Genomic DNA, 25,594 nt, shown 5'->3' on the forward strand with positions numbered 1-25,594 from the left:
TCCAGGAGAAAAAGCCATGAAAATGACAACAGAAGAAGCGTTTGTCAAAACACTGCAAATGCATGGCATCAAACATGCATTTGGAATTATCGGATCAGCGATGATGCCGATATCGGATATTTTTCCTGCGGCCGGAATTACGTTCTGGGACTGTGCACATGAATGCACCGGCGGGATGATCGCCGACGGCTACACCCGCGCCACGGGTGAGATGTCCATCATGATCGCGCAGAATGGCCCCGGCATCACAAACTTCGTGACCGCGGTAAAGACGGCCTATTGGAACCACACCCCAACCCTGCTGATCACCCCGCAGGCGGCGAACAAGACAATTGGTCAGGGCGGCTTTCAGGAAATGGAGCAAATGAACCTGTTTGCCGATTGCGTAGCCTATCAGGAAGAGCTTCGCGATCCGACCCGCGTGGCCGAGGTTCTGAACCGCGTGATCATGCAGGCCAAACGTGCATCCGGCCCGGCGCAGATGAACATTCCACGGGATATGTGGACGCAGGTTGTCGATATCGAACTGCCCAAGATCGTCGATTTCGAACGCCCCTCGGGCGGGGCCAATGCGGTTGCCGATGCGGCGGCCTTGCTGTCAAAGGCCAAAAACCCGGTCATTCTGAACGGCGCGGGCGTGGTTCTGTCCAAGGGCGGTATCGCAGCGTCGCAGGCATTGGCCGAGCGTCTGGATGCGCCGGTTTGCGTGGGCTATCAGCACAATGATGCCTTCCCGGGCAATCACCCCCTGTTTGCCGGCCCACTGGGATATAATGGCTCAAAAGCAGGGATGGAACTGATCAGCAAAGCGGATGTGGTTCTGTGTCTTGGCACTCGTCTGAACCCATTCTCGACCCTGCCGGGATATGGCATCGACTATTGGCCGACCGAGGCGCAGATCATTCAGGTCGACATCAACCCCGACCGGATTGGCCTGACCAAGGATGTGTCAGTCGGTATCGTTGGGGATGCGGCACTTGTGGCCAACGGCATTCTGGACCAGTTGACGGATGACGCCGGTGACGCGGGCCGGGACGAGCGTAAGGCCAAGATCGCCCAGACAAAATCGGCCTGGGCGCAGGAGCTGAGCTCACTGACCCACGAAAACGACGATCCGGGCACCACCTGGAATGAACGCGCCCGCGCAGCCAAGCCCGATTGGATGAGCCCGCGCATGGCATGGCGCGCGATTCAGCAGGCGCTGCCGCGCGAGGCGATCATTTCGTCCGATATCGGCAACAACTGTGCAATCGGCAACGCTTATCCGTCCTTTGATGCGGGTCGCAAATATCTGGCCCCCGGCCTGTTCGGGCCCTGCGGTTATGGCCTGCCCGCAATCATCGGTGCCAAGATCGGCTGCCCCGATGTGCCGGTTGTGGGGTTTGCCGGTGACGGCGCATTCGGCATCTCGGTCAACGAACTGACCGCGATTGGTCGCGACGAATGGCCCGCGATCACCCAGATCGTCTTCCGAAACTATCAGTGGGGGGCCGAAAAACGGAATTCGACCCTGTGGTTCGATGACAACTTTGTCGGCACTGAGCTGGATGAGGGCGTATCCTATGCGGCAATTGCCAACGCGTGCGGTCTGAAGGGTGTCGTTACCCGTACTCAGGACGAGCTGACAGCGGCGCTGAACCAGGCGATTGAAGATCAGAAGAATGGCATCACCACCCTGATCGAAGCGCTGATCAATCAGGAACTGGGCGATCCGTTCCGCCGGGACGCGATGACAAACCCGGTCCGTGTCGCTGGCATCGACGCCGCCGACATGGCCGCATCACAGGTGTGATCGACCGGACGAATGATAAGAACACCCGACACGTGTCTGGCGACAGCACGCCGGGTGTTCTTTGTGCGCAACTGCGCAGCCGGTCGCGTTAAACTCTAACAATCGACCGCTGCGTGTGCGCCACTGCATTCGAATGAACAGGACATAACGCAAACTCAGAACAAAGAGAGACGGACAGGGAATGGAAACACTGGGTCTGACATTTGAGATGGTTGTCGTACTGGGATTGCTCGGGCTGACCATAGTGCTTTTTGTTTCTGAAATCGTGCGGGTTGATATTGCTGCCATCCTGATCATGGTCGCCTTGGGTCTGCTGACTGCGGTGCCGGGGTTGGAGAGCCTTGTTGATGTGCGTCACCTGTTCGACGGGTTTGCCAGCAACGCGGTCATCTCGATTATCGCTGTGATGATTATTGGCGCAGGTCTGGATCGAACCGGCGTGATGTCATCGGTCGCCGCGTGGATCACAAAGGTTGGCGGCGCCACAGAAAACCGCATCATCGTACTGATCTCTGGTGCGGTGGGTGTGATTTCCAGCTTCATGCAGAATGTCGGGGCCGCGGCACTGTTTTTGCCCGTGGTCAGCCGTGTTTCAACCCGGACCGGCTTGCCAATGTCCAGGTTGCTGATGCCGATGGGCTTTTGTGCCATCCTTGGCGGGACCATGACGATGGTCGGGTCTTCGCCGTTGATTTTGCTAAACGATCTGATCGCTTCGATCAATGGCACTCTGCCCGCTGAAACGCAGATCGATACTTTCTCGCTCTTCTCGGTAACACCCGTCGGCATTTGTCTGCTGATCACCGGGTTGCTGTATTTCATCATTTTTGGCCGCTTTGTTCTGCCAACCATAGACTCGCCCGATGGCACGTCGGGGAACAGCACGCTGGATTATGTCAACAACCTCTACCAGATCGACGGGCAGGTTCACGAAATCCGCATTCCCGAGGGCAGCAAACCGGTCGGTCGCACAATCGATGACCTGCAACGTGGCTATCATCTGCAGATCATTGCGACCCACTTTCAGGGGCACACCTACCCGGCCCCGCCGCGCAATGCGGAAATTACTGCACCCGCGACAATTGCCGTCATTGCCGACGAAAACGCCCTGCAAGCGTTTCTGGGTGACAATGAGCTGACCGAAGCCTCGGAACTGGATGAATTCGTCGAAACCCTCGGCGCTGGCAAGGCGGGTATCGCCGAGGTCGTCATCCCACCCGGGTCGAAACTGATCGGAAAAACCGGGCGCGAGTTGTGGTTGCGCAAGGTTTATGGCCTGTCACCGCTGGCCATCTACCGAGGCGGCGAAACATTGTCGCGCGATCAGGAAGATCTGGGTGAAATTCCCTATCTGGCCGGGGATACGCTGGTTTGCCACACGGCGTGGGATGCCCTCGCCCGGCTTGAGAAAGACAGCGACTTTGTCGTGGTGACCACCGATTTCCCGCATGAGGACCTGCGCCCCAAGAAGATCGGATGGGCGCTGTTGTTTTTCCTGATCGCGGTCAGCCTGATTCTGTTTTCCGATCTTCGGCTGTCTCTTTGCCTGCTGGTCGGTGCCATCGGGATGGTTGTCAGCCGCGTCCTCAGCATGGACGAGGCGTATAATGCCGTCAGTTGGCCCACGGTGTTCCTGTTGGCCAGCCTTATCCCGCTGGGACAAGCCGTGCAGGCCTCGGGCACCGCAGCATGGATTGCTGATCAGGTGCTGGCGGTGCTGGACGGGATGCCGATTTGGGTCATTCAGACCAGTGTTGCTGTGCTGGCGACGTTTTTCACTCTGGTGATGTCAAATGTCGGTGCGACCGTTTTGCTGGTGCCCTTGGCCGTCAACATAGCGTTGGGCGCTGGGGCTGATCCGGGTGTTTTTGCGCTGACGGTTGCAATTGCGACGTCCAACTCGTTCCTTATCCCGACGCATCAGGTCAATGCGCTGCTGATGGGTCCCGGTGGCTATCGCGTGGTGGACTTCATGAAAGCGGGCGGGATCATGACGATCCTGTTCCTTATCGTGGCAATCGGTGCTTTGAACCTGCTGTGGTGATTGCATGATCAGGTTCAGCCTTCACACACAAAAAGGACCTATCCCGGCATAAGGGATAGGCCCAGCATTCCGTTCAGAAGTTGATTACTTTGCCCGTGTCCAAGTGTCGGTGTCGCACAACAATCCACCCACGGCGCAGCCCTTGACCTTGAGGCTGCTGCCCTCGACCGTCATGCTGGCGCTATAGGTGCCATCGCTTTCGGGATCCCAGATTTTGCCGTCTTTATAGCTGCCGTTCCCTTCAGGCTGCATGTCATAAACCATGCGCTTGCCCTCGGCCTCGTAGCCCGCGTATTTTTCGCCCTGCGCGTTGTAGGCCCCTTTGATTGTGCCGCACACCATGTCCTTGCAGGCCGCAAAACTGACAATCAGATGGTTGCCTTCCTTATCCGTGCTGGTTTTCCAGTCGCCATAGACCGATTCAGCCATACCCGCCACCGGCAGCACAGACACGGCAATTGCCGCAGCTAAAATCCGTTTCATATCAATCTTCTCCATCAAATATGGGGTATTCAGGCCGCTGCACCCAGCGGCCCGTCAACCAGCTTCAATAAATATGCCTCAGATCTGACTGCGGCTAACACGAGAGATGGACGACGCAATATCCCCAACCAGCAGTTTGATCGCCTGCGACTGCGCCAGCGCATAGTCGTTGATCGAATCCGATGCGATCGGCACCGAGAAGTTGAACCGTTTGATCGTCTGAAGCGATCCGCCATTGGGCGAGGTCAGAAAGTATTGCCCGGTCAACTGCATGGTCTGCCCCGGAACGCCGACGAACCGGCGCACCTTCACATCCACGCGCACATCCGCAAGGCCCGAGAACGGCAGCGGCTCGGCCGCCACATCCGCCGACAGGGCCTGATCCAGCCCGACCGCCAGCAATTCAGTCATGGCACGGTCGGGATCATCCGCCCAGAACCCGTTGCGCGCAGGCCGCAGGACACCGTCCGCATCCTGCAGGTTAATCTCACTGTCCTGCGCATAGGTGGGCAAATCCAGCTTACCGACCTCAACCGCGCGGGCAGCGGTTCCCAATCTTTGCTCGACACTGATTTCCGGCAGCAAATACCGCTGGGAATTGTTCCCGCAGGCCGCCAGCAGCACAATGACCGGGACAAGCGCGGCTTTCAAAACAAATTTCCGCATCGTTTACCTTCCAACTATCAGAGAATTAGGATTACGCCGGATCGCCTGCACCAACGCATTTAGGGATTGAACCGTCTGGCGGATATCCCCGATGGCCGCGCGAACCTCGCGGTTGACGGGCGATGCCGGGCCATAGGCGCCAATCGTGGCTTCGGCGGTATCGGCCAGATCATCCAGCCGCTGCGCCAGTTCCGGCAGGGTTGTGGCCGCTTTGGCGATCTCATCCGCTGCGTTTCCGGCCGAGGCCAGCGCCCGGTTCAGGTTTTCAGCCGCACCACCAGCACGCAGTTCCGCCAGCGTGTCGCGCACCTGTTCCAACGCGCCCGACAGGGCCGCGGGTACATCCTGTGTCGCATCGCTGCTGATGAAACTATCAGCCGAGGCCAGCACGTTGTTCACAGATTCCACCGTGGTTTCCACCGGCAGATCGTGAACCTTGGCAATCACGGCGTCGATGTCTTCGACAAGCCCCGGAATCTGATCGCTTGCGGTCGACACGTTTGACGTGATCGTACGCAGGTTTTCCAGCGAAGACACAAGCGCATCAACGCCCTTGCGTTCCTCAAACTCGCCCAACATCGTCTCGACGGTCGAAATCACCTGGTTCAGCTTTTTAGGCAATTCCTGCGTTGCTTCGGCCCCGGCGATCGAGTTTACGTTGCCCAGCAGCGCGTTGACCGTAGCCGGGATTTCCTTGGTGTCCTTGTCGGCAACGATGGCGTCGATGTCCGAGACCAATTGGATCATCCGATCCATCAACTCTTCGACCGGCAGTTTAGCCACGCGGTCCAGCACGCCCTCGGCCGCAATTCGCAGCGTGTCGGGCGGTGTGGGGACCGTTGGCAAGATCGGCAACGGGTGCCCGGTGCGCTGGAACACAGCCGGCGGCAGAGAGGGATCTTCGAACAATTCGACATGCAAACCGCCCGACAGCAGCGAGTTCGGCTTTAGCCGCGCCCGCAACCCGCCATCGCGGACATATTCTTCGAGCAGATCAAGAACCTCGTTGGGGTTCTCGATATCCGTGATGCCCAACCGCGACGGCTGAATCGTATAGGTGACCAGCAGCCAGGCTTCATCACCCTCTTCTGCGCTTTCAGGGTCATAGACCGAAAGCTCCTTGACTTCGCCAACCTTGAGGCCGCGATAATCCACAATGGCACCTTCGCGCAGACCTTTGAGCGATCCCTCAAACGGCGACGCCACCGTCACGGTTGCCCGCAAATCGTCGTCAAAGCGGCTGTCCTTGGCGGCCTCTTGATTGGGATACAGGTCAAAACGCGTGGTTTCTGTGATGCGTTCTCCGCCCGAGATGCTGGTATCGAAGGACACCCCACCGGCCAGCAGCGACGACAGGCTTTCCACATTCACTTTCAGACCAGCCTCGCCCAGATCAACTTCGATACCCGAAGCGTTCCAGAACCGGGTGCCCGTGTTCACCAGCTTGTCATAGGGTTCTTCGATGAAGGCGGTGATCACGATCAACCCTCCATCTTCGCTCAGCGACACGCCTTCGATCTTACCGACTTTGATGCCTTTGTGCAGAACCGGTGCCCCGACAGACACCGAACCGGATTCGGTCGACGTCAGTGTGATCTGAAGCCCTTTTGCATTGGGTGCAATGATCGGTGCCTTGGCCTCGGCCACAAAACGATCCTGGCGCTCACCAGGCTCAGCATCCCATTCGCCGTTGATGTAGGCACCGGACAACAATGTATCGAGTCCAGACACGCCCTCGGCCGACACCTCAGCCTTGACCAGCCAGAACTTTGCCTTGTCATCCAGATATCGCGCCATGTCCCGGCGCACATCCACTGTCACGTCCACATGGCTGAGGTCATCGGCAAAATCGACTGCGCTGACTGAACCCACAACCACATCGCGGTACTTCAGCTGGGTTTTACCCGCCTCAATCCCGCTGGCCTCGGGGAACTCGATGGTGATCTGGATGTCGGCTTCCAGAAAACTCTGCACCGCCAGACCAAGCGAACCTACAAGCGCCAATACTGGTATCAGCCAGATCAGGGACACGCCACGCAACCAACCCTTGCGGGGCTCGTGGACCTCTAACTTCGATGGGTTTGCATCACTCATTATTTTCGTTCCTTAGGTGTCTGATCCCAAATCAGTTTGGTGTCGATGCTTTGCGCCGAGATCATGGTAAAGATCACCGACAACGCAAAACAGACCGACCCGGGACCGGGCAGAATTGAGATGATGGCGCCAAGGCGGATCAATCCCGCCATAAGCGCCACAACAAAGACGTCGATCATTGACCAGCGTCCGATGAATTCGACAAGTTCGTACAGCACCAGCCGCGCGTGTGCGCTCAGGTCCCAGCGGAACCGGATACTGAGGATCAAAAAGCCGATGATCAGAAATTTGGTGATCGGGATAATCAGACTGGCCGCCAGGATGACGGTCGCAACCAGAAAATCGCCCTTTTTGTAAAACAGGATCACCCCTTCGATGATCGTATGACCGTCGTCGCTGCCCAGCACCCGGTTGGTCAGCAGCGGAAACATGTTCGCCGGGATATAGAAGACCAGACCGGTGATCAGCCAGGCCCAGGTGTTCTGCAGGCTGTTGGGTTTGCGTGACCGGAGCCCCGCACCGCAGGTCCGGCATTCGCGGAGCGACGGCTCATGTACCGTTCCGCACTTATGGCAGCCGACAAGACCGGATTCACGTGCGCTGATCATGGCTGAACCTTTTTGATTGTTTGCCAGATCGTCCAGCGGCAGACCGACGCGTTTTGAAACGCGACCACCAGCACCAGAACGCAAAACAGCCAGAACGAGGTGCCAAACGACACTTTGGCCAGACCGCCGATCTTGATCAGCGACACCACTGTTCCAAGGATGAAAATCTCGGTCATTGTCCAGGGCGTCAGCGTTTCGGCCAGGGCAAAGGCGCGTTTGGCATGGGGCAACGGCGGTTTTCCGTTGCGCAGCGGCCAGATCGTATAGATCAACAGCCCCGCCCGCAGCATCGGCAGGGCCACGACAAACAACAACACGCAAAGCCCCAGCAACTGGTACCAGCCCTGCGAAAACGCCATGATCAGATCAACGATCGAGGCCTGACGTTCCAGCCCGGCCTTGGACATGCCAAGAAACGGAAAACTCAGCGCGCCGATCATCAGCATCACCGAGGCCAGAGACAGCGCAATGGTCCGATCCATCGAATCCGCCTTTGGCGAAATCAAGGTCGTATGGCAGCGCACGCATTTTGCCCGCTGCCCAGGCCGGATATCTTCCACCTCGTGCAGAAGATCACAGCTTGGGCAGGCGATCACACCATCCAGATTTTTTGGGGCTTCGGGCATAAGGGTCATTCCAGCCGGGCCGCATCTGTTTCAAACACATGCGGCGCGGCATTTTTCAATTACTCAAGGTTGATGACGATGGACGCCGGGTACAGATAGGCAAACCCTGTTTCATTGGACAGCAGATCCACGCCTACAAAAGTCGGATCGGCAATGCTGGCGATCTGCGAGTCGGGATTGTCGCGATAGGTATAGCCCCGCGTGGCTGTGCGCCCATCGGCGCTGGTGCAATCCGCGATCAGAAAATCGTCTGTGCGTTTCACTTTCAGGGCCTTGGGCAACTGCACATCGCTCAGGACAACTTTGCTACCGGCGGGAACAGATTGCAGCGGAATTCCTTCTTCCCATGCCTTCTTCTTGCCGATGATCAACGCAACATCGTTGCGGTGTTTGCGGGCCGCATCAATGTTTTTCCATTGTTCTTTGGGCAGCGCGTAAATGTCGCAAACGGCCCCTTTGGGCACACTGTAGACATCGACAGTCTGGCTAAGCTGGGCGGCACTGTTTTGGTATTGTTCTTCACATGCAGAAACAAGCGTGACAGCAGCCAATACCAAAGGCACAGCCGTCCACCGGGTTTTAGAACATTTGCAATCAATCTGCTGACTTTTCATTTCCAAGTCCTTGTGTGTTGTCCTCTGGCCCATGGGCATCGGAGTGTGTTTGTTACTCGTAACCCTGCGGGTCAATACCATTCCTCAATCGTCGCCCTGATAGACTTCGTGCAGAAAGTCCGTCACGTCGGCGGCGCTTTGTTCCGTGTTCTCCATGAATACCATGTGCCCGACATTCGGATAGACCTTAAGCCGCACATCCGGTAACTCATGTTCAAATTTTCGGGCGAATTCCAGGGGAACCACGGGGTCTTTGTCCCCCCACAGGACCAACGTCGGGAATGTCAGCCGATCCAGACCGCTGACGTTGACATACGCATTCAAAGAATGCGCCAGCAGCTCCACCATCACACCACGGTTTTTCTTGTAGCGCAGCAAGTTGTAGACCTTGTCGACATAGGCGTCGGTGTTGGCTGACTTGTTATAGAAGTATAGGTCAACGGTTTCCCGCACCACATCGCGGTTCTGCAAAAATGGCAGCAACGTCCGTGAAAGGCCGAGTTTGGCCCATATTGCCAGCTCTTTTTCATCTTCCGGGATCTTGTCATCGGGTGGCCGGAACCCACCCGACGCGACCAGAACCATCGCCTTGGGCTGATCCGGATAGGCCAGCGCGTATCGCAGGGCGCTGTCGCCACCAAAGGAATGCGCGATGATGGTAAAATCCTTCAGGCCCAGTTCGTTGACGACATCGCGGATAAATTCGGCAAAGCGCGACGGGCGGTACCGTTCGTTGATCAGCGGATCCGTCAACCCATGCCCCGGAAAGTCAACCAGATGCAGGCGGTATTTCCCCTCAAGCGCGGGCAGCCAGGGTTTCCAGTCATCCAAAGACCCGCCAGCGCCGTGAATCATCAACACTGCAGGCCCGTCCGGGTTCCCAAGCACACGGTAGTTTACCTGCATCGGCCCCGGCAACGTCAGGGTTTCGTATTCATATTCCGACAACGCCTCGCGGGACAGGCTGGTCGTTCCGTTGAACATCAACCAGACATAGCCCGCACCCAGAAGTGCGGCCAAACCGGCGATGATGTAGGCGAGTATTTTCACGAGCCGTTCCTTACATTTATTCCGGCAAGGTGCCGGACGCCTCGGAGTGTGGCTGAGCTGGACTCTCAATTTCGGACAAAAAGGCACGCAGGTCGTTTACGGACTCGTCGGGGTTTTCCATCATCAGCATGTGACCGACACCCGGATACATTCTGAGCGTCGCGTTCGGCAGCTCGGATTCAAAGCGATAGGCAAATTCAGGCAAGGCGATGGTGTCCTTGTCGCCCCAAAGGATCAGCGTCGGAATGCCGATACGGTCAAGGCCGGACACATCGGTGTATCCCGCGATGGAATGGACCAGCAGTTTGACCAGCACACCCCGGTTCTTTTCATAGCGCAGTAGATTATAGACCTTGTCGGTATATGCCTCGGTATTGACCGAGGCGTCGTGGAAATAGCTTTCCATCCCCTCTTTCACCGATGCCCGGTCCTGCAGGAACGGCAGAAGCTTTTGCACAACCGGGTTCGCGGCCCATTCCAGCAACTCTTTTTCCGTGTCGGAAATCTGATCGTCGCGCGGCATGAACCCGCCGGACGAGACAAGAACCATGGCCACTGGGGTGTCCGGGTTGTCCAGCACATAGCGCACCACGCTGTCACCGCCAAAGGAATGGCCGACAATCACGAAATCCTGCAGATCCAGTGCCGCGACGACATCCTTGATGAACACGGCGAACCGCTTTGGTCCGTAGTCGTCATCAGGCAGCGGGTCGGTCAACCCATGCCCGGGCAAGTCGATGCTGACAATGTAGTAATCCGGCTCTAGCGTGGGCAGCCAGACATTCCAATCGTCGATAGAGCCGCCGCCGCCATGTACCATCAACAGCGTCTGCCCTTGCGGATTGCCCTGAACGCGATAGTTCACGTTCATACCGTCAGGCAGAACCAGCGTGTCATAGTCATAAAGCGCCAGGTCTTCGCGGCTGAGGCTGGTAACGGCGATTGACCAGAACCAGATTGCACCGGCCCCGATCAATACACCTATTGCAATCGCTAGATATTTTAGCGTTTTCAACATTCAAAAGCTCTCGCACAGACGCTCAGCGTTCGGATTTGCGGATACTATGACCCGGACATTACCGAAACGCATCGCACCGATGGGTCAGTTCAATCCGATCTGACGGGATTCCATGAAGTCCCGCACGACCTGCGCGGTTTCCTTGGGTTTTTCCATCATCGGCATATGCCCTGCCGCCGGGATCACGGCCAGTTCGGCATTTTCGATGTTATCCCGGAATTTTTCACCAACACGCATTGGCACCAGAGTGTCTTCTGCGCCCTGCATCACCAGCGTGGGCATCTTCAGTTCCGGCAGTCGCGGCAGCAAGTCTTGCGGGCCGTTTTGCTGAATCTGATACAACCCCTGACGGAACATCAGAATCTGCGCTTCGCGGTTGCCTTCATAGCGGATCGGTCGGCTGAAATAGTCGACATACTGTTTGGTCAACAAATCCTTGTTGGCGGTCATGCTGTCCATCACCGAACGCACAACGGTCGGGCCGATGAACTTGCTGCCCAGCTTTTCCATCCACGACAGCTGGGTGAACTCAGATGAGTTCGGATCGCCAGCGTCATCCGCATTGAACAGCGAGGTGTCATAACCATCTTCGCCGTTGGGAATCCCTTCGGAGTCCACAAGGATCAGGCCTTCGACCTGATCAGGGTATGCCAGCGCCATCTCCAACGCGATGCCGCCACCGAACGAGTTTCCGGCCACGGTATATTTGTCGACACCGATTTCCTGCAGCAGCTGGTGCACTGCGTCACGTTCGGTGATCCGGGTATAGATCTGTTCGGGATAAGCCCCGGTCAGGCCGTGGCCCAGCAGGTCCATCGAGATCAGTCGATAATCGTCGCTGAGGTTTTCAACCCAGCCTTCCCAGTTCTGCAACGACCCAAAGCCGCCATGGATCATGACCAATACAGGCCCGTCCGGATTGCCCTCGTCGCGGAAATGCATATTGGCACCGTTGGGCAGGTCGATGAACTGCGACTCGTCGGTGACATATTCTGCCAGATCTTCACGTGTCAGGTCAGATTTGTAGAAAATCGCGAAAACACCGATCACGGCGATGACCGCAAGGGCCAACAAAGACAGTAGGATTATTTTCAGCATTTTCACCATTCAATTCCCTGCTTAGGTTTTCAACTTGGATCAGGCCTGATCACGTCAGCTTCCGATTTTTTCCGCAGCCTTTCGCCGAGGGTCGTCAGGATCAGACTGGCCAGCAGTCATCTTCCAGCCATAGTATGATTCTGCGGCTAGATACTATAAAATGACCGCTGGGTCAGTAAAAATAAGTTTTTACTTACTATTGGATTTTTCGACAGATGAGAACTACAAAAACCCATGACTGATTTACCCCCTGAATCCTGCTGGCAACTACCTGCCCCGTTCGTGTTGACCTTCGATGTTCAGACCGCGGATATCGACGCCTATGAGCACGTCAACAACACCGTGTATCTTCGGTGGATCGACGCGGCGGCCTGGGCGCATTCCGATGCCGCGGGCATGACAACCGATTACTGTAAATCCATCGAGCGCGGCTTTGCCGTGCATCGGCACGAGATCGACTATATCGGCTCTGCTCATCTGGGTGACCGGGTTCATGTTGCAACATGGATCACCGGTCTGGACGGGCGTTTGCGCAGTCAACGCAGGTTTCAGATCATTCGTGAAAGCGATCTGAAAACCCTGGTCAACGCCCGGACGGTATTCATTTGCACGAACCTGAAAACAGGTAAGCCCACCAGAATGCCGCCCGAGTTCAAAGAGGCCTATCAGGTCGATGACCGGGTCGCTGCGGCGCTTGCGGCCGAGGCCGCGTGATCCAAACCCTTACTGAAGCGGGATAATCACCTCGTTCGGATAGCGATACGCATAGCCGGTGCTGCCCGCGATCAGGTCAACCCCAACAAAAGTCGGATCGGCAAGGCTGATTGCAGTGGCGCTGGGGTTCCCCTGATAAGTATAGCCGCGCACCGAAGATTTGCCGTTCGCGTGCTTACATTCCGTGATCAGGAAATCAGTCGTACGTTTGACCTTGAACGTTGCGGGCAACTGCATTCCGGTCAAAAGTGCTTCGCTACCCTGGGGCACAGCGCTTAGCGGAATACCGGCATACCACTCGTCCTTTTTGCCGATAGTCAAAGCGACGTCATTGCGGTGCGCTTTGGTTGCCTTGTTCTTCTTCCAGATTTTCTTGTCCAACGAGTAGATGTCGCAAACTGCCCCGCTGGGCCGGCTGTCAACAAATACTTCCTGACGCAGGACGGCGTTGTGTTCCGGCATTGAACAACCGGCCAAAAGAGCGGTGGCGCCCAATACGGCCACAGCGGCTCTGAGGGAGGACCCAGATTTTCCATTAGTCGTCATGACTTTGCACTTTCTGTTGTGTTGAACGGTGCGATGCGCGTGTAATTTCGCGTAACTCACGGTTCGGGTTCGCCGATGGGGACGGCATTGTCCGGTTGCGTAAGTAGGGATGCAGGCCGTCCGGTACAAGAGTGACCAGTGCGTCACTTGTGCAGTTAGGCGAAAATCTTCTCAGGGGTCCGGTCAGCCTTAGACAATTGCAGCCATCCTGCACCGCCTGCTGGCGACAAAGGCATTGGCTTACAAAGAAATTTGGTTTTTCAGCTCACTTGCGCAGACAATTCCCCGGAATACCGCTGGTGACGCACGGCCTCGGGCGTCGCCTTGTACCGGGTCCGAAACGAACGCCCCATTGCCGTAACCGAGGAGAATCCCGTTGCCGTGGCAATTTCCCGCTGGGCCAAGTCGGTATAGCGTAGCAGCCCATGGGCCCGCTCCAGCCGCAACTCGGTATAAGTTGCCAGCAATTTGGCGCCGGTCTTGCTCAGAAATCGCCGCTGTAGCTGACGTGTCGAGGTTCGTAGCGCCGTTGCCAGATCCGAAATCCTCAGCGGATCTTCGATATGATCCAGCATTGCCTGAATCGCCTGACACACCAACGGGTCCGCACCCGACCGGTGGATCAGGCGAACCGCAAGCCGACTTTCGCATTTTGGCTTTGGCTCCGACAGACCAATATAGCTTCGCAACGTGTCAGCCAGGTGCTCCCCATGATCCAGCGAAACAAACTCGGACAGGAGCCGAAGCGCGCTCAGGCGGGACGAAGCGCTGTGTGTTCGCCCATCCGTTTCGAAATGCGTGCTTGTTCCCCCGGCAATAATGCCCTTTTCACGCGCTGCGGTGGCAAAATTCGGATGAATGGCAGCCACAGTCTTTTCCGCCCGCCCATATTGAGCAAGCAGCAAAACCGCGCCGCCAACCAGTATCGTCCGGGATGACAGGTTCAAGACCTGAGATGCCCAGCTTTTCTCAGGCCCGGCAAATTGCCAGTTGTTATGGATATCACCCCAAAAAATCGCGGTGCGACCGGCCCAGTAAAGCGGGCCACCGGCGGGTTCTTCACCTGGCATCCGCAGATTGATCGTATAGGTGTGATCCTCGACCAGATCGTTCAGCGCATTATAGAATTCGACGACCATCTCCGCCGAGGCCCGTGCTGCGGGATCGGCAAAAATGACATCGATATGTTGTGTTCTTTCCGGCGTCTTCGCCGCAGGTCTTGCCTGGCGTGCATGGCCATCATTGAGGACATAGTGTCTCATTGTTCCTCCATTCGCCAATAGGGTGCATTGCCTGTCACGGCAATGCACTGTCTTGGTTTCAACCCCGCCTGTCGAGCAAGTCTCGACGGGCACTTCGTTCTTTATTCTGCAGCGTCTTCGTATTCTGACATTGGTGGGCATGTGCAGATGAGGTTTCGGTCGCCGTAAGCGTTGTCGACGCGGTTGACGGGGGACCAGTATTTGTCGACGCCCATGGAGCCCGGGGGGAAGCAGGCTTGTTCGCGGCTATAGGGCCGGTCCCAGTCTCCGACCAGATCGCGCACCGTGTGGGGGGCGTTTTTCAGCGGGTTGTTTTCCGCGTCGATCTTGCCGTCGATGATGTCCTGCGCCTCCGAGCGGATCGAGAGCATGGCCTCGCAGAAGCGGTCCAACTCGTCCTTGGGTTCCGATTCCGTGGGTTCGACCATCAGCGTGCCGGCCACCGGCCAGGACATGGTCGGCGCGTGGAAGCCGCTATCGACCAGACGTTTGGCCACATCGTCGACGCTGACCTGCGCCGCCTCATCCAGCGGACGGGTGTCGAGGATGCATTCATGCGCCACCCGGCCTGTCTCGGACGTGTAGAGGATCGGATAGGCGTCAGCCAGACGCGCCGCGATGTAGTTGGCGTTCAGGATCGCCACTTTGGTCGCCTGCGTCAGACCCGCACCACCCATCAGCAGCACATAGGCCCAGGATACCGGCAGGATCGACGGCGAGCCAAAGGGCGCGGCCGAGACCGGGCCCAGGGCGGTGCCGTATTCGGGGTGACCGGGCAGGTGCTCTTCCAGATGTGCCTTGACGCCGATCGGACCCATGCCGGGGCCGCCACCGCCATGCGGGATGCAGAAGGTCTTGTGCAGGTTCAGGTGGCTGACGTCACCGCCAATATCGCCGGGACGCGACAGGCCGACCATGGCGTTCATGTTGGCGCCGTCGATATAGACCTGACCGCCATGATCATGGGTGATCTGGCAGACCTCCTGCACGGTGGTCTCGAACACGCCATGGGTGGACGGGTAGGTGATCATGCAGGCGGCCAGATGGCCCGAGTGCTTTTCCGCCTTGGCGCGGAAGTCCGCGACATCGATGTTGCCCTTGTCATCCGCCTGCACCGGCACAACCTGATAGCCCACCATCTGCGCCGAGGCCGGGTTGGTGCCATGCGCCGAGGTCGGGATCAGGCAGACATTGCGGTGCGCCTCACCTCGCGACGCGTGGTAATTGCGGATGGTCAGCAGACCGGCGTATTCGCCCTGCGCGCCCGAGTTGGGCTGCTGGCTGATCGCGTCATAACCGGTGATCTGGCACAGCTTGTCGTTCAGATCATCGATCATCTCAAGATAGCCCTGCGCCTGATCTTGCGGGCAGAACGGGTGCAGGTTGCCGAACTCGGGCCAGGTGACCGGGATCATCTCGATCGTCGCGTTCAGCTTCATGGTGCACGACCCCAGCGGGATCATCGCCCGGTCCAGCGCCAGATCGCGGTCGGCCAGACGGCGCATGTACCGCGTGATCTCGGCCTCGGCCCGGTTCTTGTGGAAGATCTCATGGGTCAGATATTCGCTTTCGCGCAACGCATGTTCCGGCAGGCGGTACGCGACGTTCGAGCTGTCGTCCTTGCGGTCGATGCCAAAGGCACCCCAGACCGCCTCGATGGTCTCGGGGCGGGTCTGCTCGTCCAGGCTGATGCCAACCTTGTCATCACCCACCTTGCGCAGGTTGACGCCGCGGGCCACGGCGGCCTCCATCACGACGTTCTGCAGGTGGCCGACCTCAACCGTGATGGTGTCAAAGAACACTTCCGGCTCAACGGCAAAGCCCGCCTCTTCCAGACCGGCGGCCAGGCGCGAGGTTTTGCGGTGCACCGATTGCGCGATGGCCTTGATGCCGTCGGGGCCGTGATACACGGCATACATCGAGGCAATCACCGCCAGCAGCGCCTGCGCGGTGCAGACGTTCGAGTTGGCTTTCTCACGGCGGATGTGCTGCTCGCGGGTTTGCAGCGCCAGACGATAGGCCTTGTTGCCGCGCGCGTCGATGCTGACGCCGATGATCCGGCCCGGCATCGAGCGTTTCAGCTTGTCGGTGGTCGCCATGTACGCGGCGTGCGGGCCACCATAGCCCATCGGCACGCCAAAACGCTGGGTCGAGCCGATGGCGATATCCGCGCCCATCTCGCCGGGCGATTTCAGCAGCGCCAGCGACAGGATGTCAGCGGCGACAATGGCAATCGCCTTATGTTCATGCAGCGCCGCGATCTCGGCCGAGAAGTCGCGCACATGGCCGTGGGTGCCGGGATACTGGAAGATGGCGCCAAAGACCGCGCCCGCGTCCAGCGTATCAGGGTCCGCCACCTGCACGTCGATGCCCAGAGGCTCGGCGCGCGTTTTGATCACCGCGATGGTCTGCGGGTGGCAGTTGCGGTCGACAAAGAACGCCGCGTTGTTGGCCTTGGACCGGCCGCCGCGCTTGGCCATCGCCATCGCCTCGGCCGCAGCCGTGGCCTCGTCCAGCAGCGACGCATTGGCCACGTCCAGCCCGGTCAGATCGCTGACCATGGTCTGGAAGTTCAGCAGCGCCTCAAGCCGGCCCTGGCTGATCTCGGGCTGATAGGGCGTATAAGCCGTATACCAGGCCGGGTTTTCCAGGATGTTGCGCAGAATCGGCGCCGGCGTGGTGGTGCCGTGATATCCCTGACCGATCAGCGAGGTCAGAACCTTGTTCTTGCTCGCCACCTCTTTCATGTGGAACAGCGCATCGCGTTCTGTCATCGCCGGACCCCAGTCCAGCGGCTGTTCCTGCCGGATCGCAGGCGGAACAGTTGCGTCGATCAGCTCGTCCAGCGTCTTGAAGCCGATCACCTTGAGCATGTCGCGCATCTCAGCAGGCGACGGGCCGATGTGGCGGCGATTGGCGAAGTCATAGGCTTCGTAGTCGGTCAGTTTGAAGGCCATTGTTGCGCTCCTCAAGGAATGTCTCACCCAGCCGGTCTGGCAGGAGCCTCCGGCGGAGATATTTTTAGCCAGATGAAGAAGCGGACCCGCGTAAGGATCCGCCGTGGGATTTAGCCGATCAGGGCCTTGTAGCCGTCCAGATCCATCAGATCCTCAAGCTGTGACGCATCCGTCACCTTGATCTTGTAGATCCAGGCCGCGCCCTCGGGGTCTTCGTTCAGCGCGCCGGGGTTCTCGGCCAGCGCCTCGTTCACCTCGACAATCTCGCCATCAACCGGCGCATACAGCTCGGACGCCGCCTTGACGGATTCGATCACACCGATCTCACCGCCCTTTTCAAAATCGTCGCCTGCTTCCTGCTGTTCCACGAACACCACGTCGCCCAGCTGTTCAGCCGCGTGTTTGGTGATGCCCAGCGTGGCCACGTCCCCTTCGACGGTCAGCCATTCATGCTCTTCGGAATAATAGGTTGCCATGTCTTCTCTCTCCTGACTTCAACGCTTGTAATTCTGGGTGACAAAAGGCAGCGCCACAATCTGCGCCGGTTGCGGCTTGCCCCGGATCATCAGGTTCACCACCTCGCCCGGCTCGCCATGACCCGCCGCGACATAACCCATCGCCACTGGCCCGCCAACCGTCGGGCCAAACCCGCCCGAGGTGATCTGACCAATCGTATTGCCCTGCGCGCATTGGATTTCCACGCCCTGACGCGCCGGTGCACGGCCTGTCGGCTTGATGCCCACCAGCTTGCGCGATGCCCCTTCGGCCAGCTCTTTCTGCACGCGCTCGGCGCCCGGGAAACCGCCCTCTTCCTTGCGCCGCTTCTGGATCGCCCAGCCAAGGCTGGCCTCGATCGGCGAGGTGCTCTGGTCGATGTCATTGCCATAGAGACACAGACCCGCCTCAAGCCGCAGGCTGTCGCGCGCGCCCAGACCCGCCGGTTCGCAATCCTCATGCGCCAGGAACGCCTTGGTGACCTCGATCGCCTGGTCCTCGGGGATCGAAATCTCGTACCCGTCCTCGCCCGTGTATCCCAGACGCGAGATACGGCATTCAACGCCATTGATGTCGGCCACGATGGTTTCCATGAACTTCATATCGCGGGCCGCAGGGCACAGCGCGCCCACCACATCCTCGGCCTTGGGGCCCTGGACCGCCACCAGCGCGCGGTCGAAGATCTCGATCACTTCGACGCCGTCCAGATGGGCTTTCATATGCGGAATATCCTGATGCCGCAGCGCCGCGTTCACCACCACAAAATAATGATCCCCCGCATTCGACACGATCAGATCATCCATGATCCCGCCATCCGCGTTGGTGAAAAACCCATACCGCGCCTTGCCGGGCTTCAGCGTCGCATAAGCCTGCGGGCACAGCGCCTCAAGCTTCTCACCCACATTCTCGCCGCGCAGGATCACCTGACCCATATGGCTCACATCAAAAACCGCCGCCTTCTCCCGGCAATGCTGATGCTCTCCCATAATACCCAATGGATACTGAACAGGCATCTCCCAGCCCGCAAAATCAACCAACTTACCCCCCAACTCAACATGCAAAGCGTGGAGAGGAGTGCGTTTCGGTGCGTCCGTCATGTCAGCGTCCTTTCGATATCCATATCCTACAGCACTGCGCATTTTCGCATGGGCAATCCCCTGCCAAGGCCATTCAGCATCAACGTTGCCACGGCAACGCCGCAAGTCAACAGAACTGGGTCTTTAGCCATCAACAGAGCCGTGAACACAGGCTTTGGTACAAAATGTATGCCGCCGCATGCAGCAGTTTTGTATCCTATAGGAAACTTTTTTCCGTTACGCAACATCCGCGACGGGCGATATCGGGACAGGCAGGTCATATAAGCGTGAAGGTTCAAGGCCCGAGGGGCACCGATTTTTACCCGGCACCGGCCGAACCCCTCTGGTCCCTGTTCCAAACCTGCCCTAAGACTTCGGTCAAGAGGGATCGCCATGTCACATATCACATTGGTTCGTCACGGTCAGGCCAACACAGGCGCACGTGACGAAGCGAATTACGACAAACTCAGCGAGTTGGGCCATCAACAGGCACGCTGGCTGGGCGCGCATTTGCAGGATACGCGGGCGCATCATCCGCGGGTCTACTGCGGCACTTTGATCCGGCACGCCGAAACCGCCGCCAGCATGGGGCTGCCGGAACCGGTGCGCGACCCCCGATTGAATGAGATCGAGTACTTTACCCTCGCCAAACTGTTCGAAGAACAACACGGTGTGGCGGTTCCCGCCGACCGCGAAGGGTTCGTAGAGCATCTGCCCCGCACCTTTGCCGCATGGGCCAGCGGCAAGATCAAGGACACACCCGAAACATTCGAGCAGTTCGAATCCCGCGTCCAGAACGCGCTGCGCGATATCGGGACCGAGGGCGGGCCTGCCATTGTGGTGACGTCGGGGGCGCTGATCTCGATGGTGGTACGGCAGGCCATGGGGCTGGACATATCGTCAATGGCGCGCGTGGCTCTTGCCATCATGAACACGTCGATGCATCGTCTGCGCCCAATCGGCACACAGCTGAGCCCGGTTCTGTTCAACGCTGTCCCGCATCTGGAAGCGCCGGACCGGCAGTTTGCGCAGACCCACCTGTAACCAAATCAGAGGCCTTCCCGATGCAGCTTTACTATGCTCCCAACACCATCTCGGTCGCAGTTGCGATTGCCCTGGAAGAGGCGGGACTGGAGTATGAGGCCATCCGTCTGGACTTTGCCGAAGGCGAACAGACCAAACCCGCCTACAGACAGATCAACCCCAAGGGTCGGGTTCCGGCATTGGTGGTCGATGGCGGCATCCTGACCGAAACCGGTGCGTTGCTGGATTACATCGCCGCAAAGGCACCCGGTGCCGGGCTGGTGCCCGATGATCCGGTCATGGCGGCCCGGATGCGTGAGGTGATGTATTATCTGGCCTCGACCATGCACGTGAACCACGCGCACAAGATGCGGGGGCACCGCTGGGCCAACAAGAAACCCAGTTGGAAAGACATGACAGACAAGGTGCCGCAGACGATGACCGCCTCTTGCGAATACATCGTCGCAAACGGGCTGCGCGGGCCATTTGTGCTGGGCGAGGCGTTCTCGCTGGCCGACGCGTACCTCTATGTGGTCTGTAGCTGGCTGGAAGGCGATGGCGTGGACGTTTCCGCCTTTGCGAAAATTCTGACCTTTCGCGCGGCGATGGAGGCACGGCCTTCGGTTCAGGCGGTACGGGCCGCCGGAATGCTCTGACAAAAGGATATCGCATGACACATCTCTGGGTCCGGGCTGAACAGCGTCCCAACGAAGAACGGGTGGGGCTGACGCCCGAGGGTGCCGCCGATCTGATCGCTGCAGGTATCCGGGTGACGGTCGAGGAAAGCCGGGTGCGGGCCATTCCGATTGACGGATACAGGGACGCGGGATGTGAAATCGCGCCCGAGAACTCCTGGCCCCAGGCCCCGCTGGATGCGATCATTTTTGGCCTAAAGGAACTGCCCGAGGACGGTTCGCCCCTGCCCCACCGCCACATCATGTTTGGCCATGCCTACAAGGGCCAGCATTCCGGCCGCGCCTTGTTGCAGCGGTTCAAGGTCGGCGGCGGCACGCTGTATGATCTGGAATACCTTGTGGATGAAGGCCGCCGCCGCGTTGCCGCGTTTGGGTACTGGGCGGGTTATGCCGGTGCTGCGGTAACGCTGAAAACATGGGCGGCGCAGCAACGGGATGAGGAATGCCCACCAGTGGGCGTCTATCCGGGCAAGGACGCGCTGAACGCGGAGTTGCTGGCCGAGCTGGACGCCACCGGACAGCCGCGCCCCCGCGCCATTGTCATCGGGGCTTTGGGCCGTGTCGGCACCGGTGCCGCCGATCTGTGCGAGGCGATGGGCGTCAGCGTCACCAAATGGGATATGGCAGAAACGGCCAGCGGTGGGCCATTTCCGGAAATCCTGAACCACAACCTGTTTCTGAACTGTATCTTCGCCCGCCCCGGCACCCCGGTCTTTGTCCCGCGCGCGGCGCTGACGGCCCCGCGCACCCTGACCGCCATCGGCGATGTCGCCTGTGATCCGGACAGTGATTACAACCCGGTGCCAGTCTATGACCGCGCCACCACATGGGATCAGCCCGCCCTGCGCGTGGCAAACGACCCGGTGCTGGATGTGATCGCAATCGACAACCTGCCGTCGATGCTGCCGGTGGAAAGCTCGCAGGATTATGCCGCACAACTGCTGCCATCGCTGCGGACCCTGACCGATCTGGAAAGCGGTGTCTGGGGACGCGCGCGGGACGAGTTCCGCAATCATGTCTAGGTGGGTACATCCATGGAACATCTGATCGGAGCGGCCGCCGCCATTCTGGGCACCATCTGCTGGCTGCCGCAGACCCTGAAAACCTGGCGCACGCGCGAAACCAAGGATCTGTCTCTGCCCGCCAATCTGTTGATCCTGACCACGCTGACCCTGTGGCTGATCTATGGGGTGATGATCGCGGCATGGCCGCTGATCTTTGGCAATGTGATATCGATCCTTCTGGTCGGTGCGATTGTGACCGCGAAACTGAAATTCGGCTGAGCAGCTTGAAAGGAACGAACGAATGACCATCCATTGGTGTGGCACCGGCCTATCGGCCATCCCCGGCCTGCGTCGCCTGATCGAAGGCGGGCATAAGGTCACCGTCTGGAACCGGACAATCGACAAAGCCCGGGCCGAGGTCGGAGACCTGACCGACGACATCCGCGCCTTTGACATCGACACATTGGGCGCGGTGTTGGAAAAAGGCGATGTGGTCGTCTCGATGCTGCCCGGCGACTGGCATGTGCCGCTGGCAGAGCTGGCAATTTCGAAAGAGGCGAACTTCGTCTCGTCTTCGTACATCGCGCCGGACATGCGCGCGCTGGACGAACAAGCCCGCGAGGCCGGTGTGGCGCTGGTCAATGAGGTCGGGCTGGACCCGGGCATCGACCATCTGATGGCACACGCGCTGGTGGATGATTATCGCGCCTCGGATGCGTTCGATGCGCAAAACCACCTGAGCTTTATTTCATACTGCGGCGGCATCCCGAAACACCCCAACCCGTTCCGGTACAAATTCAGCTGGTCGCCGCTGGGTGTGCTCAAGGCGCTGCGGTCGCCGTCCAAGTCGATCCGGGACTATGCCCCTCTGGACGTCGCCCGCCCATGGGATGCGATCAGCAGCTATATCGCGCCGCTGCCCACGCCGGAAAGCTTCGAGGTCTATCCGAACCGCGACTCGATTCCGTTCATGGCGCAGTACCACTTTGAACAGCACTGGCCAGTCAAGGAATTCGTTCGCGGCACCCTGCGCCTGAACGGTTGGGCCGATGCGTGGTCAGATGTGTTCACCGAAATCGAGACCCTGTCAGGCCCCGAAGGTGACGCCCGCCTGAAAGAAATGTCAGATCAGTTCTGGGACGAAAACGCCTATGACGAGGGCGAACCGGACCGCGTGGTCCTGTGTGTCAGCCTGAAGGCGGAAAAGGACGGCACCCCGGTCTGGCACAAGACCTATGTGATGGACGCCTGGGGCGACGCGCGCGGCACCGCCATGGCGCGCCTGGTCTCTATTCCCGTTTCATTGGCGGTCGAAGCGGTCCTGAACCGCGCGATCCCGGCAGGCGTACATGCCGCCCCCAGCGACCCGAAACTGGTTCAGGACTGGATGGCCCAGATCGACAGGCTGGCGCAACATCTTCAGATGGTGGATCACACGGCCTGAGGGCTGACCGCCCTGAAAAAAGCCATTCCGAGGTGTCGGAATGGCTTTTCCATCGTCTCGCGCTGCATCGCGACTGATCAGATATAGCGTTCAATCGTATCGTTGACGTCACTGCGGTTGATGCCAAGATCGGCTAATTCGTGGTCAGACAGCCCGTCCAACTCTTGCGCCGCGCGCACGATGTCCGACCTGATCGCCTGCAGCCGCATCGCCCGGTCGAACAACAACACCGTGCTGGCGTTAATCGGTGTTTCCCGGTTCGGTTTTGAATCCAGCATTCTTTCCTCCATGTTTCATATCGGACGCGGCGGTGCGCAAATCACTGCACGTGGCGTTGATAGGGTTGCTGATGATAGACGCTCTGATAGGCGCGTTCTTTGACCTCGCTTCGCGACATCCCGATGTCGCACAGATGCTTGTCGCTGAGCGACTCCAGCTCTCGGACGGTCTTTGCATAGATCCCGCGTCGGAAATGCTCGACCCGCGCCTCGGCGTAGTTTGAGAACATACCAAAGAAGAGCCCCTTTTGCGGGGCAACTGTGTGTGCGTATCCCATGGCTTTCTCCTTTCACTCTGAAATGCGTTTCCTGTTGCATACAGACTAAAGAAGTCAGGATTAACGGTGCCGTTGTTTTGGGTTAACTTCGGTTTAGATTTGAAAATCAGTGATCACAAAATACTTTATGTGCTGACTTATAACTGCTTCTAGGACGTGCGGTTTCCTCAGGCTCATCAGTGTTCAGCACGGTCTGGATCAGGAAGAACGCAGCAGGATCAATACCTTCACAATCCGCCACATTATGAAATGGCGTGGTCAGCGTATCCGTTCCCCAAGCCTTGACGGCAAGCGTGGTCAAGCCCGCTTAGGATGCATTTGTATCCAGCTGTGGATTGTAGATATCCAGAATCTGTGCCTGCGACTCGGGACATGCAGTGCCGTCATCTGTCAGAACCTGAACCAGCTTCTGCCGGTCGTCCGGGGGCCGACCTACATCAGATCGTTTTCCACATCCTCGGCCGAAATGCCCAACGCATCCAGACCGTTTTCCAGATGATCCGACAGGTGCGGCGTGCCGATCAGATAATCGGCGCAGGGGGTTGAGGCCTCGGATTTGGCGGTTGCGACGGCTTCGGCCAGATCCTCGGCAAAAAAGCTCTCGCGACCGATCCACATGACAGCGACCAGCTCGGCCTGCTCATCCTCGCCCATCCGGCCGATAAAGGCGCGCAGCTCGCCTTCGGCCCGACCCAGCTCACGCCCCATCATGGCGACCTGAGCGATTTTTCTTGCCGAGATTTCCAACATGACCCAACTCCTCGTGTTCGCGGTTTTCATCCTACCACAATCACTGGACGCGGTCTGAGTCTTTGATCTTACGCAAACAAACCGGCGGCTCAGGGCTTGCGGATGCGGGAAATCTGACGCTCTGGCACAGGGGCGGTACGAAACGGGCGGAACCGGGCCTTTTTCACCCACAATTTCAGCGCCTGCCACAGGATGAGGACAAACGCACGGCGGGCACCGAAGGGGCGGCGCAACAGCGACCACAGAATGATGCGGTTGCTCAGCGGTGTTCGGGGGCCGGTCAGTGTTGCGATCAGCCCGCCGTCCTCGCGCCCATAGTCGATCCAGACACCCACCCGATCCAGTCGATAATCGAACCGGAAGGTATAAGAGCCTTCGACCTTCTGAAACGGCGAGACATGCATCAGCTTGTCCGCCACGATCCGGTCCGATGGTCTGATCGGTGAAAAGCCGGGATTGTGACACAGGTAGCTGTGGCGCGTGCCAAATGTGTTGGTGACCTCGGCCACCACGGCATAAACCCGCCCCTGAACGTCGAAACAGAACCAAAAGCTGACCGGGTTGAACACATGACCCAGAACACGCGGCTGCGTCAGCAGGGTGATACGGTCCGGTTGCGCCACGCCCATCTGGTCGAATTGCTCTCGCAGCCACGCGGCACCGCGCCCGTGCCGTGGCACGCCGCCATGGTCGCGGTCACGCCAGTTGGTGATGTTTGTCCGGTTAATGGAAAACAGCGCCGGGGTCTTGGGCGGGTGCTCGGGGTCCAGCAGGATATAGTCGACGGAATAGCGAAACGCGTTTTGAATCGCACCTTTTCGCCCGTGAAAGGTGTGGCCCGCGATATGATCGACCCTGTTCACGCGAAAATCCTCAACCTGCCTGTAAACTGCTCTATCGGCATTCTTTTCCTCATCAGCTTATACAGGAGGATACGGAATTTGGCCCAATGCGGATCAAAATGACCGAATAAAGTGAT

Annotated in this window: 27 protein-coding genes; 8 read left to right on the forward strand and 19 right to left on the reverse strand. The window is 58.6% G+C overall.

The window, feature by feature from the left end:
* The first annotated feature begins 16 nt into the window (after positions 1–16).
* Both xsc and JT51_RS13745 read left to right on the forward strand, forming a co-directional pair.
* Positions 17–1,792, forward strand: coding sequence for a sulfoacetaldehyde acetyltransferase (gene xsc, locus JT51_RS13740; protein ID WP_037313538.1), 1,776 nt, complete (start codon positions 17–19; stop codon positions 1,790–1,792).
* 181 nt (positions 1,793–1,973) lie between these two features.
* Positions 1,974–3,836, forward strand: a complete 1,863-nt coding sequence (locus JT51_RS13745; protein ID WP_037313541.1) for an SLC13 family permease — start codon at positions 1,974–1,976, stop codon at positions 3,834–3,836.
* Between the two features lie 84 nt (positions 3,837–3,920).
* Here the strand turns inward: JT51_RS13745 and JT51_RS13750 are convergent, their stop codons facing one another.
* From JT51_RS13750 to JT51_RS21275, 9 genes are all read right to left on the reverse strand, one after another.
* Positions 3,921–4,319: a DUF2147 domain-containing protein gene (locus JT51_RS13750; protein ID WP_037314312.1), complete on the reverse strand. Its 399-nt coding sequence runs from the start codon at positions 4,317–4,319 to the stop codon at positions 3,921–3,923.
* A gap of 78 nt (positions 4,320–4,397) precedes the next feature.
* A complete protein-coding gene (locus JT51_RS13755) occupies positions 4,398–4,985 on the reverse strand; it encodes a PqiC family protein (RefSeq protein ID WP_051927565.1) in 588 nt (195 codons plus the stop codon).
* A 3-nt stretch (positions 4,986–4,988) separates the two neighbouring features.
* A complete protein-coding gene (locus JT51_RS13760; RefSeq protein ID WP_037313544.1) occupies positions 4,989–7,079 on the reverse strand; it encodes an MlaD family protein in 2,091 nt (696 codons plus the stop codon).
* Positions 7,079–7,687 carry a paraquat-inducible protein A gene (locus tag JT51_RS13765; protein WP_037313547.1) on the reverse strand — a complete coding sequence of 203 codons (609 nt, stop codon included), beginning with the start codon at positions 7,685–7,687 and terminating at the stop codon, positions 7,079–7,081. Before JT51_RS13765 ends, JT51_RS13760 begins: the two co-directional genes overlap by 1 nt.
* A complete protein-coding gene (locus JT51_RS13770) occupies positions 7,684–8,313 on the reverse strand; it encodes a paraquat-inducible protein A (protein ID WP_037313550.1) in 630 nt (209 codons plus the stop codon). Before JT51_RS13770 ends, JT51_RS13765 begins: the two co-directional genes overlap by 4 nt.
* 59 nt (positions 8,314–8,372) lie before the next feature.
* Positions 8,373–8,927, reverse strand: coding sequence for a hypothetical protein (locus tag JT51_RS13775; RefSeq protein WP_037313552.1), 555 nt, complete (start codon positions 8,925–8,927; stop codon positions 8,373–8,375).
* Positions 8,928–9,011: 84 nt separating this feature from the next.
* Positions 9,012–9,977 (reverse strand): alpha/beta fold hydrolase, encoded by a 966-nt coding sequence (locus JT51_RS13780; protein WP_037313556.1) that lies wholly within the window; start codon positions 9,975–9,977, stop codon positions 9,012–9,014.
* Positions 9,978–9,993: 16 nt separating this feature from the next.
* Positions 9,994–10,995 (reverse strand): alpha/beta fold hydrolase, encoded by a 1,002-nt coding sequence (locus tag JT51_RS13785; RefSeq protein ID WP_037313559.1) that lies wholly within the window; start codon positions 10,993–10,995, stop codon positions 9,994–9,996.
* A gap of 84 nt (positions 10,996–11,079) precedes the next feature.
* Positions 11,080–12,093, reverse strand: coding sequence for an alpha/beta fold hydrolase (locus JT51_RS21275; RefSeq protein WP_160175189.1), 1,014 nt, complete (start codon positions 12,091–12,093; stop codon positions 11,080–11,082).
* A gap of 234 nt (positions 12,094–12,327) precedes the next feature.
* Between JT51_RS21275 and JT51_RS13795 the strand changes: the two genes are divergently transcribed.
* Positions 12,328–12,807 (forward strand): acyl-CoA thioesterase, encoded by a 480-nt coding sequence (locus tag JT51_RS13795; protein ID WP_051927567.1) that lies wholly within the window; start codon positions 12,328–12,330, stop codon positions 12,805–12,807.
* Between the two features lie 9 nt (positions 12,808–12,816).
* Here the strand turns inward: JT51_RS13795 and JT51_RS13800 are convergent, their stop codons facing one another.
* The 5 genes from JT51_RS13800 to gcvT all read right to left on the reverse strand — a co-directional run bounded on the left by JT51_RS13800 (position 12,817) and on the right by gcvT (position 19,164).
* Entirely contained in the window at positions 12,817–13,269 is a 453-nt protein-coding gene (locus tag JT51_RS13800) for a hypothetical protein (protein WP_037313562.1), read from the reverse strand.
* Positions 13,270–13,613: 344 nt separating this feature from the next.
* Entirely contained in the window at positions 13,614–14,615 is a 1,002-nt protein-coding gene (locus JT51_RS21280) for a helix-turn-helix domain-containing protein (protein WP_051927568.1), read from the reverse strand.
* Between the two features lie 101 nt (positions 14,616–14,716).
* Positions 14,717–17,572, reverse strand: coding sequence for an aminomethyl-transferring glycine dehydrogenase (gene gcvP / locus JT51_RS13810; RefSeq protein ID WP_037313565.1), 2,856 nt, complete (start codon positions 17,570–17,572; stop codon positions 14,717–14,719).
* A 110-nt stretch (positions 17,573–17,682) separates the two neighbouring features.
* The gene (gene gcvH / locus JT51_RS13815) at positions 17,683–18,048 is read right to left on the reverse strand and encodes a glycine cleavage system protein GcvH (protein ID WP_037313567.1); all 366 of its coding nucleotides are present in this window, start codon (positions 18,046–18,048) and stop codon (positions 17,683–17,685) included.
* An 18-nt stretch (positions 18,049–18,066) separates the two neighbouring features.
* Positions 18,067–19,164, reverse strand: coding sequence for a glycine cleavage system aminomethyltransferase GcvT (gene gcvT / locus JT51_RS13820; RefSeq protein ID WP_037313570.1), 1,098 nt, complete (start codon positions 19,162–19,164; stop codon positions 18,067–18,069).
* Between the two features lie 372 nt (positions 19,165–19,536).
* Here gcvT and JT51_RS13825 point away from each other — a divergent pair, with 372 nt between their 5' ends.
* Genes JT51_RS13825 through JT51_RS13845 form a run of 5 tightly spaced genes read left to right on the forward strand, consistent with a single transcriptional unit; the run spans position 19,537 to position 23,309 of the window.
* Positions 19,537–20,187: a histidine phosphatase family protein gene (locus tag JT51_RS13825; protein ID WP_037313573.1), complete on the forward strand. Its 651-nt coding sequence runs from the start codon at positions 19,537–19,539 to the stop codon at positions 20,185–20,187.
* Between the two features lie 20 nt (positions 20,188–20,207).
* Positions 20,208–20,822, forward strand: coding sequence for a glutathione S-transferase family protein (locus JT51_RS13830; RefSeq protein ID WP_037313576.1), 615 nt, complete (start codon positions 20,208–20,210; stop codon positions 20,820–20,822).
* Positions 20,823–20,836: 14 nt separating this feature from the next.
* A complete protein-coding gene (locus JT51_RS13835) occupies positions 20,837–21,883 on the forward strand; it encodes a saccharopine dehydrogenase (protein ID WP_037313579.1) in 1,047 nt (348 codons plus the stop codon).
* 12 nt (positions 21,884–21,895) lie between these two features.
* Complete coding sequence (locus JT51_RS13840) at positions 21,896–22,144, forward strand: SemiSWEET family sugar transporter (protein ID WP_037313581.1); 249 nt, start codon at positions 21,896–21,898, stop codon at positions 22,142–22,144.
* A 22-nt stretch (positions 22,145–22,166) separates the two neighbouring features.
* Positions 22,167–23,309: a saccharopine dehydrogenase family protein gene (locus JT51_RS13845; protein ID WP_037313584.1), complete on the forward strand. Its 1,143-nt coding sequence runs from the start codon at positions 22,167–22,169 to the stop codon at positions 23,307–23,309.
* A 77-nt stretch (positions 23,310–23,386) separates the two neighbouring features.
* Here the strand turns inward: JT51_RS13845 and JT51_RS13850 are convergent, their stop codons facing one another.
* From JT51_RS13850 to JT51_RS13865, 5 genes are all read right to left on the reverse strand, one after another.
* The gene (locus JT51_RS13850; protein ID WP_152563354.1) at positions 23,387–23,587 is read right to left on the reverse strand and encodes a DUF1127 domain-containing protein; all 201 of its coding nucleotides are present in this window, start codon (positions 23,585–23,587) and stop codon (positions 23,387–23,389) included.
* A gap of 41 nt (positions 23,588–23,628) precedes the next feature.
* Positions 23,629–23,865 (reverse strand): DUF1127 domain-containing protein, encoded by a 237-nt coding sequence (locus JT51_RS13855; protein ID WP_037313588.1) that lies wholly within the window; start codon positions 23,863–23,865, stop codon positions 23,629–23,631.
* 106 nt (positions 23,866–23,971) lie between these two features.
* The gene (locus JT51_RS21785; RefSeq protein ID WP_152563355.1) at positions 23,972–24,166 is read right to left on the reverse strand and encodes a hypothetical protein; all 195 of its coding nucleotides are present in this window, start codon (positions 24,164–24,166) and stop codon (positions 23,972–23,974) included.
* 131 nt (positions 24,167–24,297) lie between these two features.
* Positions 24,298–24,615 (reverse strand): DUF3775 domain-containing protein, encoded by a 318-nt coding sequence (locus tag JT51_RS13860; protein WP_037313591.1) that lies wholly within the window; start codon positions 24,613–24,615, stop codon positions 24,298–24,300.
* A gap of 89 nt (positions 24,616–24,704) precedes the next feature.
* The gene (locus JT51_RS13865; RefSeq protein ID WP_037313594.1) at positions 24,705–25,478 is read right to left on the reverse strand and encodes a DUF1365 domain-containing protein; all 774 of its coding nucleotides are present in this window, start codon (positions 25,476–25,478) and stop codon (positions 24,705–24,707) included.
* Between the last annotated feature and the right edge of the window lie 116 nt (positions 25,479–25,594).

The sequence above is a fragment of the Ruegeria halocynthiae genome (assembly GCF_000743705.1).
Lineage (GTDB): Bacteria > Pseudomonadota > Alphaproteobacteria > Rhodobacterales > Rhodobacteraceae > Ruegeria > Ruegeria halocynthiae_B.